The sequence below is a fragment of the Streptomyces sp. NPDC087440 genome, assembly GCF_044744005.1.
Lineage (GTDB): Bacteria > Actinomycetota > Actinomycetes > Streptomycetales > Streptomycetaceae > Streptomyces.
In genome coordinates, this window is the sequence record NZ_JBIUXN010000003.1 from 375,729 (window position 1) to 391,092 (window position 15,364).

The window sequence follows — 15,364 nt, forward strand, 5'->3', positions numbered from 1 at the left end:
GCGCCCTACGTGAAGCGCCTGTACGTGCGTGAGGCCCCCGGTCCCCGTGACCGGGGGCCTCACGCGTTCCGCTCACGAATAGCGGGTCACCAGCCCCCTGCGCCGGAAGGTGCGGAGCATCCGGCGCAGGGCCAGCAGGCTCAGCAGGGTCAGTACGGCCGTGCCCCCGGCGGCCAGCGCGAACTCGCCCCACGGCATCGGCTGCCCGGAGGCCAGGGTGCGGCCGACGGCGAAGACGTGGGTGGTGGGCAGGACCTGCGCGACGGGCTGGAGGACCGTGGGCAGCGTGCTGACCGGGTAGAAGACGCCGGACAGCGGCATGACCACCGAGAGCGCACCCCACACCAGGGCCTCGGCCCCGCTGCCGTACCGCAGGACGAGCCCGACGACCAGGAGCGCCACCGCCCATCCCGAGGCCAGCAGCAGGGCGGCGACCGGGATCAGGCCGAGGCCCAGGCGCGTGACGTCGAAGGCGTACGCGGCGAAGGCGAGGGCGGCGACGGCCACGGTGCTGGCGGCGGTGCGCACGAGCGCGAACAGTCCGACGCCCGCGAGGTACTCCCAGTCCCGCATCGGGGTGGCAAGCAGCCCCAGCACGTTGCGCGACCAGGTCTCCTCCAGGAAGCCGGTGGCCAGCGAGATCTGGGTCTGGTGGACGAGGTGCCACAGGACGGTGCCGCTGAGCAGGTAGACGGCGACGGCGGTGGTGGCGCTCGGGGAGTTCCCGGCGGCCTCGGCGGCGAACAGCCCGATCGAGCCGTACAGCAGGGTGTCGACGAGCGGCCAGACGAGCACGTCGAAGAAGCGGTGGGGGCTGCGCTTGAGCACGAGCCAGTGCCGCCGGGCGACGGCCCGCACCCGGTGGGCGGAGGCGGCGGCCGGGGAGCGGAGGGCGGGGCCCTCGGTGTCCGGGGGCAGGCTGAGGGTGGAGCTGCTCATCGGGTGGCCGCCCTTTCTCGTTCACGGTCCTTGTCTTCTTGTTCACGGTCCTTGTCGCGCTCGGCGGCGAGGTGGAGGAAGACGCCTTCGAGGTCGTCGCGGCCGAAGCTGCGGGCGACGTCCTCGGGGGTGCCGTCGGCGGCGATACGGCCGGCGTGCAGGAAGACGACGCGTTCGCAGAGGCGCTCGACCTCGGTCATGTCGTGGCTGGTGACCAGGAGGGCGGTGCCGCGCTCGGCGGACAGGGCGAGCAGGGCGGTACGGACGCGCAGCGCGATGTCCGGGTCGAGGGAGGCGGTGGGCTCGTCCAGGATCATCAGGCGGGGCCGGTGCAGGGCCGCCTTGGCGATGCCGACCAGGGTGCGCTGCCCGCTGGAGAGCTGGGTGCCGATGGCGGCGGCGAGATGGCCGATGCCGAAGCGTTCCAGGGCCTCGGAGACCGCCGCGTGCGGGTCGCGCAGCCCGTACAGGTCGGCGTACAGACGCAGGTACTCCACGACCCTGACCCGGTCGGGCAGCGGGAGGTAGCCCGCGACGAAGCCGACGCCCTGCATGGCGCGGGCCCGGTCGCCGGGCAGCCGGTGCCCGAGGATCTCGACGCTCCCCGCGTCGGGCTCCACCGCGCCGAGGCTCATCAGGAGGGTGGTGGTCTTGCCCGCGCCGTTGGGGCCGAGCAGCCCGAGGCGCTCCCCGGCGCGCACGGTCAGGGAGACCCCGTCGACAGCACGCCCGCGCGCGTACTCCTTGACGAGGTCGCGGGCGACGAGGACCGGCGGGCGCGTGTCGTCGGGGGTCAGCACGTGGGCTCCAGGGCTTCCAGGGACCAGACGAGTTCGGCGCGCAGGGGGCCGGTGCGGGAGAGGAAGTTGCCGTGGTCGGCGGCGACCGGGGCGAGCTGGGAGCCGTAACACTGGGCGGCTGCCCTCTTGGCCGCCCACTGGGCGTCGTCCGGTACGAGGTGGTGGTGGACGGTGGTGTGGTGGGTGCGCAGCAGGTCCTGGTAGGCGAGGCCGCACATCGGGCTCTGCGCGAGGGCCTTGCTCGCGGACTCCGTTCCCCACTCGGGGAGGTGGCCGGTGTAGGGGAGGTCGGCGTAGACGCGGGGCGGTGGGGTGCCGAGTCCGGCCAGGACGCGGGTGGCGCGCAGCCGGACGTTCTCGTGGTCGGGCTGGTTGCTGCCGAGGGGGACCCAGACGTCGGTTCCGGCGGGGAGCCGGGCCAGGAAGGTGTCCAGGCCGGGGAGTTCGGGCCCGCTCGCGTACGGGCCGTCCGGATGATCCAGTACGACCTGATCGACGCCGAGCCTGGCGCAGGCGGCGGCGTCCTCGGCGAGGCGGGCGCGGTGCGCCTCGTGCGGGCTGGAGAAGCCGCAGGTGGCGTCCCACCAGGAGACGGGGGCGCCGGGGGCGGGGGCACCGCCGTACACGGTGACGACGGCGGTGGGCCCCGGCAGGCCGGCCAGGGTGGCGGCGAGGGAGAAGACGGCGTCGTCGAAGTGCGGGGAGAGGACGACGGTGCGCCAGGGGCGGGACGGAGTCTCGGGCATGGGGGTTCCTCCGGGGTGATGCGGGCTCAGGATGTGGTGGCGGGCCAGAGGGCGGCCGGGTCGAGGGCGGCGAAGACGCGGTCCCAGTCGGCGTCGGATCCCTGCCAGCGCCCGGGCACCTCGGGGACGGTGTCCCAGACGACGCCGGGCGGCAGGCCGGCCACGCTCTCGGGAGGGGTGCGGCGCAGCCAGAGCACGGCGAACCGGTGGCCGGGGTGCCGGTGCGCGAGCAGCTTCGGCAGCTGCGCCAGGTCGGTGTCGGTGAGCTCGTCGAAGGCGTCGTGGTGGACGTACAGCGCCCGCTCCGCGGACCGGGTCCGGGTGCGCCACCTGTCGGCGAGGTGCCGGAACTTCTGCTGTACGGCGGGTAGTTGGCGGTCGATGTCCTCCTGGGTGAGCCGCTCACCGGCTGCCGGGCGGAACTCGTGGAAGAAGCGGATGCCGGTCCCGCGGTCGTGCGCGCAGAGGCCGTCGCTGTAGGGCTCGGCGCTGCCGGGCAGCAGGACGTCGCGGAAGTCGGTGTCGAGGAGGGTGAGTACGGACGCGAAGTCGAGGTCGAGCCAGTCGAAGAAGTGGGCGCGCTCGGCGCCGGTGATGCGGCGGATCTGGTGGGTGGATTCGCAGTGGTAGCCGAGGCCGATGCAGGTGTCGTAGGGGGGTGGGGGCATGGGGGCTCCGGGGTGTGGGGTTGAGGGTGTGGCTGTGCTCGATCTGCGGCTCCGCCGCGCGGGGCGCCCCGTCAGGGGCGCGTGGCTGTGTTGCACGTGCGGCTCCGCCGCGCTGGGCGCCCCTTCAGGGGCGCGGGGAACTGCGCGACCAGCCACGACGCACCCGCACGGGAACCGTGCAATTGCCCCGCGGGTTTAGGTGAAGGGGCGGGGCTGGGGACCCCCTTGCCCCGGCGGGGCAGAGCTGCGGGTGCCCGGCACCGGGAGGCGAGCCGGGGCCCGGGCGGTGACGTGCACCCGGCACAGGAGCTGAGGCAGGGGCGGCACCCGGGTGGGCCGGGAGCGGGAGGGGCCGCCCCCTTGCCCGCCCGTCCCGCCCCCGGGGGGCGGCCCCGCCGCCCAAGGCGGCTAGGGAGAGGGGGTGAGGGGTGAGGCGGCCCCGCCGCCCAAGGGGGCTGGGGGAAGAGGGGAAGGGGGCGGCCCCGCCGCCCAAGGGGGCGGGGGGGATGGTCATGTGCGGAGGGGGGTGGTCCAGGGGACGCCCGTGAGGAGTTCTGCGGCGGCCATGGCGTTGGCGAGCCCGGCCCCCCGGGTCAGAAGCGTCGGCGCGTCCGGCAGCGGAACGGGCGCCAGGCCCATCTCGACGGCGATCAGCCCGGGCCGCCTCGCGCGCAGCGCGGCCAGGGTCTCCCGCTGCCAGGGGTCGCGTACGGCGTCCCGGACGACCACGACGACCGGCGCGTCGGGGTCGGCTTCGACCCCCTCGGGCAGAGTGATCCGGTGCGGGTCCGCGCCGGGCTCCACCTCCGTGGCGGAACCGAGCCTCCCGAGACGCTCCAGGCTCTGGGCAAGCCCCCAAGGGGCCTCCCCCACGGCGAGGTTGGCCCCCACGGCCAGCCGCAGGACGTGGACGGGGCCGGACACGGGAAGGTCGGGGAGCGCCGCGCCGGCCAGCGCCCGCCGGGCCGCGACCAGGCCGACACCGACGGTGGGCGCGGGCACGTCGGCGGTGGGACGCGGGGCGGCCCAGGCTCGTAGCGCCGCGATCCGGGCGGCTGCCTCCTCCAGGCGGTCGACCGTCAACTCGCCACCTACCAGGGCCCGTTCCACCGCCTCGTACACCTCGGGGAGGATCTTCTCGCCGTCGGTGGCGCCGAGCAGGACCAGGTCGACGCCCGCCGACCAGGCGAGGACGGCCGCCCCGCCGAAGCCCCAGCGGTCGAGGATCGGGGCCATCTCCAGCGCGTCGCTGATCACGACGCCGTCGTAGCCGAGTTCCTCGCGCAGCAGGCCGGTGACCACGCGGCGGCTCAGGGTGGCGGGGAGGTCGTCGACCTGGGGAATGCGTATGTGTCCGGTCATCACGGCCTTGGCGTCGGCGGCGAACCCCTCGACGAAGGGCGGCAGTTCGAGCGCGCGGAGTTCGTCGAGGGCGCGGGGGATGTCGGGCAGCCAGGAGTGCGAGTCGGTGCCGGTGTCGCCGTGGCCGGGGAAGTGTTTGAGGGTGGCGGCCACGCCGCGCCCCTGGAGGCCGGTCACGAAGGCACGGGTGTGGCGGGCGACGAGGTCGGGGGTCGCGCCGAAGGACCGTACGCCGATGATCGGGTTGGCGGGGCGGGAGTTGACGTCCGCGCACGGGCCGAGGCAGAGGTTGATGCCGGTGTCGAGGAGGTCGTCGGCGATGGCTTCGGCGACGCGGCGGGTCAGGTCGGGGTCGTCGACGGCGCCGAGGGCGTGGTTGCCGGGGTAGACGCTGCCCCGGTGGTAGTCGAGGCGGGTGACGTCGCCGCCCTCTTCGTCGAGGGCGATGAGGGCGTCGGGGCGGACGGCGCGGAGGGGGTCGACGATGTCGTCGCGGAGGGGGCCGCCGGGCGGGAGGAGGTTGGTGCCGAAGAGGCCGACTCCGGCGAGGCCCTGGTCGAGGGCGCGTTTGACCCAGTCGGGTGGGGTGCGGCCGTCGTAGGCGGGGAGGAGGCAAGCGTTCACCAGGGGGATGAGGGAGTTGTCCATTGGGGGTCACCTTTGGTGAGGGATGGGTTGGGAGGGGCGGCGCCCCGTCAGGGGCGCGCCGTCAGGGGCGCGGGGAACTGCGCGACCAGCCACGACGCGCCTGCACGGGAACCGTGCAATTGCCCCGCGGGTTTAGGTGAAGGGGCGGGGCTGGGGACCCCCTCGCCCGGCGGGGCAGGGCTTCGCGTGCCCGGTGCCGGGAGGCGGGCCCGGGGCCCCCTTGGACAGGCGTCCGGCACAGGGGTGGGCCCAGGGGCGGCACCCGGGCGGGCCGGGAGCGGGAGGGGCCGCCCCCTTGCCCGCCCGTCCCGCCCCCCGGGGGGCGGCCCCGCCGCCCAAGGGGGCTAGGGAGAGGGGGTGAGGGGTGAGGGGTGAGGCGGCTCCGCCGCCCAAGGGGGCGAGGGGAAGGGGGGAAGGGGGGAAGGAAGGCGGAGCCCAAGGGGCCGGGGCCGGGGGGAAGCAGACCCCCGGGGAGCCAGGGGAAGCGGAGGCCGGGGGCGTAAGAAGGCGGCGGCCCCTCAGCCCCGTGGAACCGTTCCCCTCAGCCCCATGGGACCGTCCCGCTCACCCCCGTGGGACCGCCCCCTCAACCCCGTGGGACCGTCCCGCTCAACCCCGTGGGCACCCCAGCCCCGTAGGACCGTTCCGCTCAACCCCGTGGGCCGCCAGCCCCGTGGGACCGTTCCGCTCAACCCCGTGGGCCCCCAGCCCCGTGGGACCCGCCCCCTCACCCCCGTGAGACCACCCTCCGGAGCACGACCCCCGTGCTGCCCCGCTTGCTCAGGTAGGCGCGTCCCCCGCACACCGCCTCCAGCGCGGGAGCCACCAGCACGGTCTCCTCCGCCTGGGTCCACCGGGAGGTCCCCGCCAGCCACGGGCGGACCCGTTCGGCGAGTGCGGCGGGTTCCAGGGCGAGGAGCACCAGGTCGGCGGGGAGGGTGTCGAGGAGGTCGAGGTCCTGCCCGTAGTAGAGCATCTCGATCAGGAGGTACGCGGAGCCCGGCAGCCGGGGTTCCGCCGCGAGCCCTTCGAGGGCGTCCGCGTGGACCCGTACGCCGTCGAAGCCGGTGTCGAGGTGACGGGCGAGGCGGTCGCGGAAGAGCGGGTTGGGCTCCGTCGCGTCGACCTCGTACCCCTTGGCGGCGAGCCGTGCCGTGAGGGCTCCCTCGCAGGCGCCCACTTCGACCAGCGGCCCGTCCCCGGGCGAGCGGTGCCGGGCGATCCAGGCGGTGGTGGCGTCCAGCCGGGCCCGTTCGTAGGGGGAGGTCTCGAACTCCCACGGGTCGGCGACTCCGGCGGCCTCGTCGTCGAGGCTGGCGAGCAGGGCGAAGAGGCCCTCGCGCTCCCGGGCCCCGTCCGTGGTGAAGAAGCGCTCGACGGCCGGGACACGCGCGGTGTAGATCATGAACTCGGGCGAGTCCGTGCTGAGCAGCGCCGCACAGTGCCGGTTGACGAAGTCGAGCTTCGCGGCAACCGCAGCGCGGCCCAGCGGGCGGTCCTCGTCGCTGACGAACTGGAGGTACGGGGAGTAGCCGACCGCGTGCCGCACCTCCAGCCCGTGGTCTCCCGCGGCCACGTCGCGTCCGATCCGGCCGCGGCTGCGCCGGTTGTCGGCGGGCGAGTGGGTCCAGACCCTGGCGGCCCGGCCCCCGGCGGCTTCGCGCAGCAGCCGGGACAGTTCCCCGGCGTCGGGCGGATCGTGGGGCGCGTCCGGTGCCCGTACGTGCGGGGCGAGGGCGGCGAGCCGGTCGGCGAGGGTGGTTCCGGCCGCCAGGTCGATCCACTGCCGCGTGTCGCAGCACAACACCCGGACCGCTCCGCCGGAAGGCCCCTCCGGGGCCGCCCGTCCGGAGTGTTCCCCGGCCTCCTGGTCCACCGAAGCGGAACCCCGGGTCACGGAGAGGAAGTCGAGGACGGCGTCCTCGGCCCGCAGCACCACCACTAAGTCCCTTGCAGGGAGCACGTCATGCACGGTCTATCCCATCGATAGGCACAGCACAGCCAAAAACGGCAGGTCAAAGCGACGCCGCACGTCCAGGACGGGCGATCTCGTGGCGAGCCTAAGCGCTACCGATCGGTATGGTCCAGACCAATTTTCCGGCCGCGAAAGGGAACCAACAGGCCCCAAAACCCGTACGGGTGAGCCGAGTCGGAATCCCCCGACAAGGGCCGGACCACCGATTCCCGCGCCCCGCCGCCCCCGACACACCAGCGACTTTCCGCCACCATCGACACCCGGCGCCCACCGGCACGGAATGTGACCTTCGCCGCTCCGGCCAGGAAGACTGGGCAGCATGGTTACCCGCAAGTAGCATGACGGTGTGCGGACCCGCCCACCTCGGTGTGTCCGCGTACCGGCAGCAGCACCACCCCGCACCCCGGAGGAGAGCCAATCGTGCCTCGTACCGTCAGGGACGTCGTCTTCGTCGACGGCGTCCGCACCCCGTTCGGCAAGGCGGGCCCGAAGGGCATCTACCACGAGACCCGGGCCGACGACCTGGTCGTGAAGGCGATCCGGGAGCTGCTGCGCCGCAACCCGGACCTCGACCCCGCGCGCGTCGACGAGGTCGCGATCGCCGCGACCACCCAGATCGGCGACCAGGGCCTGACCCTGGGCCGTACCGCCGGAATCCTCGCGGGTCTGCCGACCTCCGTCCCCGGCTTCTCGATCGACCGCATGTGCGCCGGCGCGATGACCGCCGTGACGTCCGTGGCGGGCGGCGTGGCCTTCGGTGCGTACGACATCGCTCTCGCGGGCGGCGTCGAGCACATGGGCCGCCACCCCATGGGCGAGGGCGTGGACCCGAACCCCCGCTTCGTCTCGGACAAGCTGGTCGACGAGTCCGCCCTGTTCATGGGCATGACCGCCGAGAACCTGCACGACCGCTTCCCGGGCATCTCCAAGCAGCGCGCGGACGAGTACGCGGTGCGCTCGCAGGAGAAGGCCGCGAAGGCGTACGCGGACGGCAAGATCCAGGCCGACCTGGTGCCCGTGTCCGTACGGCGCACCAACGCCGAAGCCGGTGAGACGGGCTGGGGCCTGGCCACCACCGACGAGCCGATGCGCCCGGGCACCACCCTGGAGTCGCTCGCGAACCTCAAGACCCCGTTCCGCCCGCACGGCCGGGTCACGGCCGGCAACGCCGCGGGCCTGAACGACGGCGCCACCGCCTCCCTCATCGCCGCCGAGGACGTCGCCCGCGAGCTGGGCCTCCCGGTCAAGATGCGCCTGGTGTCGTACGCCTTCGCGGGCGTCGAGCCCGAGGTCATGGGCATCGGCCCGGTCCCGGCGACCGAGAAGGCCCTCGCCAAGGCGGGCCTGTCCATCGAGGACATCGGCCTGTTCGAGATCAACGAGGCCTTCGCCGTGCAGGTGCTGGCCATGCTGGACCACTTCGGCATCCCCGAGAACGACCCGCGCGTGAACCAGTACGGCGGCGCGATCGCCTTCGGTCACCCGCTGGCCTCCTCCGGCGTGCGCCTGATGACGCAGCTGGCCCGCCAGTTCGAGGACCAGCCGCACGTCCGCTACGGCCTGACGAGCATGTGCGTCGGCTTCGGCATGGGCGGAACGGTCATCTGGGAGAACCCGCACTTCAACGGAGGCGACGACAAGTGAGCACCACCACCGCCGAGCTCCTGAAGGGCGCGGCCGAGCTGTTCCCCGACGAGGTCGTCACGCAGGCGCACGTACGCCACCTCGAACTCCCGGGCGGCGCAGGCAACTTCGCGCTGATCACCCTGGACAACGGCCTGGACCACACGAAGCCGACCACCTTCGGCCCGCAGTCCCTCGCCAACCTGAACGCCGCCATCGACCAGGTCGAGAAGGAGGCGGCCGACGGCTCCATCGTCGGCATCGGCATCACCGGCAAGCCGTTCATCTTCGCCGTCGGCGCGGACCTGAAGGGCGTCGAGCTGCTCGGCCGCCACGAGGACGCGCTCGCCATCGGCAAGGGCGGCCACGACGTGTTCCGCCGCCTGTCCCACCTGGCCGTCCCCACCTTCGCGTACTACAACGGTGCGGCGATGGGCGGCGGCGTCGAGGTCGGCCTGCACTGCTCGTACCGTACGGTCTCCACCTCGATCGCGGCCTTCTCGCTGCCCGAGGTCTTCCTCGGCCTGGTCCCGGGCTGGGGCGGCTGCGCGCTGCTCCCGAACCTGATCGGCGCCGACAAGGCCGTCTCGGTCATCATCGAGAACTCGCTCAACCAGAACCGCCAGCTCAAGGGCGGTCAGGTCTTCGAGCTCGGGATCGCCGACGCGATCTTCGAGGGCGCGGACTTCCTGGAGCAGTCCCTCATCTGGACCTCCGCGGTCCTGCGCGGCGAACTCCAGGTCCAGCGCCCGGAGATCGACCGGGGCGAGGGCTGGGACGCGGCCGTCGCGCGCGGCCGTTTCATCGCCGACTCCAAGGTGCACGGCGCGGCCCCCGCCGCCTACCGCGCCCTGGACATCATCGAGGCCGCCAAGTCCGGTGACCTGTCCGCCGGTTTCGACGCCGAGGACCAGGCGCTCGCCGACCTGATCATGGGTGGCGAACTCCGCAGCGGCATCTACGCGTTCAACCTGGTCCAGAAGCGCGCCAAGCGCCCGGCCGGCGCCCCGGACAAGAACCTGGCCCGCCCGGTGACGAAGGTGGGTGTCGTCGGCGCAGGCCTGATGGCCTCCCAGCTCGCGCTGCTCTTCCTGCGCCGCCTGGAGGTGCCGGTCGTCCTGACCGACATCGACCAGGAGCGCATCGACAAGGGCGTGGGCTACGTCCACACCGAGATCGAGAAGCTGCGCGGCAAGGGCCGCATCAACCAGGACAAGGCCAACCGCCTCAAGGCCCTGGTCACCGGCGTCCTGGACAAGGCCGACGGCTTCGCCGACGCCGACTTCATCATCGAAGCGGTCTTCGAGGAGATGTCGGTCAAGCAGCAGGTGTTCGCGGAGGTCGAGGCGGTCGCCCCCGCCCACGCGATCCTCGCCACGAACACCTCGTCCCTCTCCATCTCGGAGATGGCCTCGAAGCTCCAGCACCCCGAGCGGGTCGTGGGCTTCCACTTCTTCAACCCGGTCGCGATCCTCCCCCTCCTGGAGATCGTCCGCGGCGAGAAGACGGACGACGCGTCGCTGGCCACCGCCTTCGGTGTCGCCCGCAAGCTGAAGAAGACCGCCGTCCTGGTCAAGGACGCCCCGGCCTTCGTCGTCAACCGCATCCTGACCCGCTTCATGGGCGAGATCCAGAACGTCATCGACGAGGGCACCCCGGTCGCCGTCGCCGAGAAGGGCGTCGAGCCCCTCGGCCTGCCGATGTCCCCGCTGGTCCTCCTCGAACTGGTCGGCCCGGCCATCGGCCTGCACGTCTCGGAGACCCTCAACCGGGCCTTCCCGGACCGCTTCACGGTCTCGCCGAACCTGGCCGCCGTGGTCAAGGCGGGCAAGCGCGGCTTCTACGTGTACGATTCGGGCGCGCCGGTCCTGGATCCCGAGGTCGCCGCCCTCCTCCAGCAGGGCGACACGGTCCTCACCGAGGAGCAGGTCCGCACCCGGGTCATGGAAGCGGTCGCGCAGGAGATCGGCCTGATGCTCGACGAGGGTGTCGTCGCCGAGGCGCAGGACATCGACCTCTGCCTGATCACGGGCGCCGGCTGGCCCTTCCACCTGGGCGGCATCACGCCGTACCTGGACCGCGAGGGCTTCTCGGAGCGCGTGAACGGCAAGAAGTTCCTGGCGGCGGGCGTGGCGAGCGTCCCCGCGTAGTGCGCTGAAACCGCAGAGGGCCGTACGGAGTTCGACTCCGTACGGCCCTCTGTCGCGTCCGGTCGGCCGCGCGGGAGGAACAGGTCAGCCGCGCAGGCGCAGCTTCCACGGCAGAGCGGCCGACTCCAGCTGGACGGCCAGGCTCATCTTGGACACGCCGATCTGGCGCTCCTCGAAGTGGATGGGGATCTCGACGGCGGTGCAACCGGCGCGGACCGCCTGGTACTTGAGCTCCACCTGGAAGCTGTAGCCACTGCTGCGCACCTGGTCGAGGCGGACCGCGCGCACGGTGTCGGCCCGCCACAGGGCGAACCCGGCGGTGACGTCGCGCAGCCCGGTGCGCAGGACGGCGCTGACGTAGCGGTTGGCCCAGCGGGAGAGCAGACGGCGGTGCAGGCCCCACTCCTCGGCCAGCTTGCCGCCGCAGACGTAGCGGCTGCCGACGGTGAGCCCGGCACCGGTGGCCAGGGCGCTGCCGAGGAGCTGGGGGACGTACTCGACGGGGTGGCTGCCGTCGGCGTCCATCTGCAGGACGTAGGCCGCGCCGTCCTCGACGGCACGCGTCATGCCCGCCGCGTACGCCCGGCCGAGGCCGTCCTTGGTGGTGCGGTGCAGGACGGAGATCCGGCCCGGGTACTGCGCCGCGAGGTGCTCGGCGACGTCGCCGGTGCCGTCGGGGCTGTTGTCGTCGACCACCAGCAGACGCAGCCCGGGCAGGGCCAGGGCCATCAGGCGCTCGGCCATGCCGGGGAGGTTCTCGGCCTCGTTGTACGTCGGCATGACGACGGTCAGGGCGGTACGGGCCCATGCCTCGGGCATCGCCAGCGGCCTGCGCAGCGGGGCGGGGGCGGGCGCGGCGGGGGCGGGGACGGTGGCTGCCACGGTCCGGCTCTCTCTCTGTTCTGGGCTGGGTGCTCGGGGGGGGTGCGGCGGGGTCCGCCGGGGTGGGTGGGTGCGGCCGGGTCCGTGGGGTGCCGGCCGTGGGGTCAGCAGTCGGGGGAGAAGCGGATGGCGGCGTCCGGGATGCGGGCGTCGCACCATACGCGGGCGCCGTCGGTGAGCTCGTTGGCGGACCCCACCTCGGCGTCGTCGCCGACGACCGCGCCGGTGACGGTGGTGTTCCGGCCGACGGAGGAGCGGGCGCCGAGCAGGCTGTCGTACACCTGGGCGCCCTCCGCGACCCGGGCGCCGTCGAGCACGATCGAGCCCTCGACGACCGCGCCCGCCTCGATGCGGGCACCCGCGCCGACGACCGTTCCGCCGCCGAGTTTCGCGCCGTCGGCCACCTGGGCGCCGGGCAGCAGCAGGTACTCACCGGTCGGGCCCGGCAGGGCGGGCGAGGCGACGATGCCGCGTACGAGGTCGGCCGACGCCTTGACGAAGCAGGCGGGGCGGCCGAGGTCGAGCCAGTACGTACGGTCGACGACGCCGTGCAGCAGCGCTCCGGCGGCGAGGAGCTGCGGGAAGGTCTCGCGCTCCACGGAGACCGGGCGGCCGGCCGGGATGGTGTCGATGACCTCGCGCCGGAAGACGTAGCAGCCGGCGTTGATCTGGTCGGTGACGATCTCGTCCGGGTGCTGCGGCTTCTCGGTGAAGTCGAGGACCCGGCCGGTGTCGTCGGTGGGCACCAGGCCGTACTCGCGCGGGTCGTCGGCCCGGGTGAGGTGCAGCGTGACGGCCGCCCCGGCCCGCTGGTGGGCGTCGACCAGGCCCGCGATGTCGAGGCCGGTCAGGATGTCGCCGTTGAAGACCAGGACGGGGTCGGCGGGGCCCGAGGTCAGGGCGTCGGCCGCGCTGCGGATGGCGCCGCCGGTGCCGAGCGGCTGGTCCTCGGTGACGTACGTGAGACGCATGCCGAGTGCGGACCCGTCGCCGAAGTACGGCTCGAAGACCTCCGCGAGGTAGGACGTGGCCAACACCACATGGGTGACGCCCGCCGCCTTGGCCCGGGCCAACTGGTGGGCCAGGAAGGGCACTCCCGCGGCCGGAACCATGGGCTTGGGGGTGTGCAGCGTGACCGGCCTGAGCCGGGAACCCTTTCCTCCGGCCAGAAGTATCGCCTCAGTCATGCACGCCCGTCGCTCTCACAGTGGATCTTCAATTGGATCTTCCAGACACTCTGGAAACATCAACACCAAACGGACATAGCTTACGATAGTGAAACCGCGCCGAGTTCACCCGGCCCTTCCACGGGCCCGTCCGACAATGAACTCCCCCACTGGCGCCGGACCTTGACGATGGCCCATGAAGTACGGAATTCCGTGCGCCCGGAGTTGAATCATGAACAGCGGATCAGGAAGACACGCAGCCCCTGGAAGGCTGCGCTCCCTCACGGTCGAGGCAGCCAAGTTCGGCGCCGTCGGCGGGGTCGGGGTGATCGTCAATCTGCTGGTTTTCAACGTGCTGCGCACGCACACCGATCTGCCGGTCGTCCGGTGCGGAATCGCGGCCACCGCAGTCGCCATCGCCTGCAACTACCTGGGCTTCCGCTACTTCGCCTACCAGGACAGGCGCCACCACCGGCAGACCCGTGAGCTGCTGCTCTTCGCCTTCTTCAGCGCTGCCGGACTGATTCTGGAGAACGGCGTGCTGTACGCGGCGACCTACGGAATGGGCTGGGACACCCCCCTCCAGGGGAATGTGTTCAAGTTCACTGGAATTGCCGTCGCGACCCTTTTCCGATTCTGGTCCTACCGCACCTGGGTCTTCCGGACGCCCCCACTGGTCCCGGCCGCCTGATGACCAAAGACCCCCGCATCAGGGCCCTTGTCCAGGAATTCGATCAAGCACTTTCCATAAACTGGCCAGTCGCCCAGGAAAAGCCGGAGAACAACTTCGCATGACCATCAGGAAATTGCCTGCGTCGGGCCTGCTGCCACAGCCCCCCGACGACCGTGAGAAATACTCCTACGCCCGACGGCACCTGTGGGTCCTCACGTTCTTCGCCTTCGTCGGCGTGGTCTTCCTGGCGATCAGCCAGCTGACCTTCACCAGTTCCAGCCCCTGGTTCTGGCTCTTCGCGCCGTTCCTGGTCTGCGCCATCTGCCACTCGCTCATCTCGCTGCGGCTCGACGGCTTCAGCCGGGGCTTCGACATGCGCGCGCACCGCGCCCTGGTACGCGGCTGGCGCCCGGACACGTACCCCACCGTGGACGTGTTCCTGCCGGTGTGCGGCGAGCCGATCGAGGTGCTGCACAACACCTGGACGCACGTGCGCCGGATGGCCGGGAGCTACCCCGGCACGGTCACCGTGTACGTGCTCGACGACGGCGCGTCCCCGGAGCTCGCCGCGATGGCCCGGGACTTCGGGTTCCGGCACGGCACCCGGCCGAACCGCGGCTGGTACAAGAAGGCGGGCAACCTCCAGTACGGCTTCGGGATCTCCGAGGGCGAGCACATCCTGATCCTGGACGCCGACTTCGCCCCGCGCGCCGACCTTCTGCACGAGCTGCTGCCGTACATGGACGAGCCGGACACCGGCATCGTCCAGTCCCCGCAGTTCTTCCGCGTCCTGGACTCGCAGAACTGGATCGAGCGCGGCGCCGGCGCCACGCAGGAGTACTTCTACCGCTCCGTGCAGGTCTCCCGGGACGGCAAGAACGCCTCGATCTGCTGCGGCAGCTGCGCGCTGTACCGCCGCTCGGCCCTGGAGGCCAACGGCGGCACCACCCTGATCGAGCACTCCGAGGACATGTACACCGGCTTCGACCTGCGCGGTCTGGGCTGGCGGCTGCGCTACGTCCCGGTCGCCCTGTCCACCGGCGTCTGCCCGGACACCGCGGGCGCTTACATGAACCAGCAGTACCGCTGGTGCTGGGGTTCGCTCGCCCTGATCACGGACCGGAACTTCTGGAACGCACCGCTGCGGCTGGAGACCCGGCTCGCCTACCTCAGCGGCTTCTTCTACTACCTGACGACCGCGCTCGCCGTGTTCGCACTGCCGCTGATCCCGATCAGCCTGCTGGTGTTCGCACCGGGCCAGGTCGTCGCACGGGCCTCGTTCCTGCTGCTGCCCACCCTCTTCTACGTGACGATCGTGCAGCCCCTGTGGCACCGGGCGCCCTTCCGGCTCGAAGCCTGGGCGGTGCAGGCGATCCAGGGCTGGTCGTACGTCTTCGCCTTCTGGGACCTGCTGCGCGGACGCCACATGGGCTGGAAGCCGTCCGGCTCCAGCGGCGCCAAGCAGAACGGCACCCGCCGCTTCTGGCTCGGGCTGAGCCTGTGGAGCGGCGGCACCGCGCTGGTGTGGGTCGCCCTGGCCCTCTGGCGCACGCTCGACATGTACCCGCCGGACTTCGCGCTGCTGCTGGCCGCCGGGCTCTTCTACGCGGCGACCGTGGGCCGCGCGCTGGTCCAGCCGCACGTGGGCGAGCCCACCGGCGCCCAGCACCCCGCCCCCGTGCCCGCGCCGCTCCCGGCCCCCTCCCCGTCCCGCTTCCAGAAGGTCTGACGC

At 72.5% G+C, this 15,364-nt stretch carries 12 protein-coding genes; 4 read left to right on the top strand and 8 right to left on the bottom strand.

All coding sequences use genetic code 11. From position 1 onward, the window contains the following. Positions 1-72: 72 nt before the first annotated feature. From ACIO3O_RS09910 to ACIO3O_RS09935, 6 genes are all read right to left on the bottom strand, one after another. Positions 73-939, bottom strand: coding sequence for an ABC transporter permease (locus ACIO3O_RS09910; protein WP_401744127.1), 867 nt, complete (start codon positions 937-939; stop codon positions 73-75). Next, positions 936-1,739 (bottom strand): ABC transporter ATP-binding protein, encoded by an 804-nt coding sequence (locus tag ACIO3O_RS09915; protein ID WP_401744128.1) that lies wholly within the window; start codon positions 1,737-1,739, stop codon positions 936-938. The genes ACIO3O_RS09910 and ACIO3O_RS09915 overlap by 4 nt, the downstream gene beginning before the upstream one ends. Then, positions 1,733-2,485 (bottom strand): PIG-L deacetylase family protein, encoded by a 753-nt coding sequence (locus ACIO3O_RS09920; RefSeq protein WP_401744130.1) that lies wholly within the window; start codon positions 2,483-2,485, stop codon positions 1,733-1,735. Before ACIO3O_RS09920 ends, ACIO3O_RS09915 begins: the two co-directional genes overlap by 7 nt. 26 nt (positions 2,486-2,511) lie before the next feature. Further along, on the bottom strand, positions 2,512-3,153 hold the full coding sequence (locus ACIO3O_RS09925; protein ID WP_401744131.1) for a papain-like cysteine peptidase: 642 nt from the start codon (positions 3,151-3,153) through the stop codon (positions 2,512-2,514). 510 nt (positions 3,154-3,663) lie between these two features. Beyond that, on the bottom strand, positions 3,664-5,163 hold the full coding sequence (locus ACIO3O_RS09930) for a glycoside hydrolase family 3 protein (protein WP_401744132.1): 1,500 nt from the start codon (positions 5,161-5,163) through the stop codon (positions 3,664-3,666). A gap of 727 nt (positions 5,164-5,890) precedes the next feature. Beyond that, a complete protein-coding gene (locus ACIO3O_RS09935) occupies positions 5,891-7,102 on the bottom strand; it encodes a hypothetical protein (protein WP_401744133.1) in 1,212 nt (403 codons plus the stop codon). 456 nt (positions 7,103-7,558) lie between these two features. Between ACIO3O_RS09935 and ACIO3O_RS09940 the strand changes: the two genes are divergently transcribed. After that, complete coding sequence (locus ACIO3O_RS09940; RefSeq protein WP_401744134.1) at positions 7,559-8,782, top strand: thiolase family protein; 1,224 nt, start codon at positions 7,559-7,561, stop codon at positions 8,780-8,782. After that, positions 8,779-10,911, top strand: a complete 2,133-nt coding sequence (locus ACIO3O_RS09945; RefSeq protein WP_401744136.1) for a 3-hydroxyacyl-CoA dehydrogenase NAD-binding domain-containing protein — start codon at positions 8,779-8,781, stop codon at positions 10,909-10,911. Before ACIO3O_RS09940 ends, ACIO3O_RS09945 begins: the two co-directional genes overlap by 4 nt. A gap of 84 nt (positions 10,912-10,995) precedes the next feature. Here the strand turns inward: ACIO3O_RS09945 and ACIO3O_RS09950 are convergent, their stop codons facing one another. Then, positions 10,996-11,730, bottom strand: a complete 735-nt coding sequence (locus ACIO3O_RS09950; protein ID WP_401744479.1) for a polyprenol monophosphomannose synthase — start codon at positions 11,728-11,730, stop codon at positions 10,996-10,998. Positions 11,731-11,897: 167 nt separating this feature from the next. After that, positions 11,898-12,980, bottom strand: coding sequence for a sugar phosphate nucleotidyltransferase (locus ACIO3O_RS09955; protein WP_401744138.1), 1,083 nt, complete (start codon positions 12,978-12,980; stop codon positions 11,898-11,900). 211 nt (positions 12,981-13,191) lie between these two features. Between ACIO3O_RS09955 and ACIO3O_RS09960 the strand changes: the two genes are divergently transcribed. Both ACIO3O_RS09960 and ACIO3O_RS09965 read left to right on the top strand, forming a co-directional pair. Further along, positions 13,192-13,650 carry a GtrA family protein gene (locus tag ACIO3O_RS09960; RefSeq protein WP_401744140.1) on the top strand — a complete coding sequence of 153 codons (459 nt, stop codon included), beginning with the start codon at positions 13,192-13,194 and terminating at the stop codon, positions 13,648-13,650. A gap of 100 nt (positions 13,651-13,750) precedes the next feature. Further along, positions 13,751-15,361: a glycosyltransferase family 2 protein gene (locus ACIO3O_RS09965; RefSeq protein WP_401744141.1), complete on the top strand. Its 1,611-nt coding sequence runs from the start codon at positions 13,751-13,753 to the stop codon at positions 15,359-15,361. Positions 15,362-15,364: the final 3 nt, after the last annotated feature.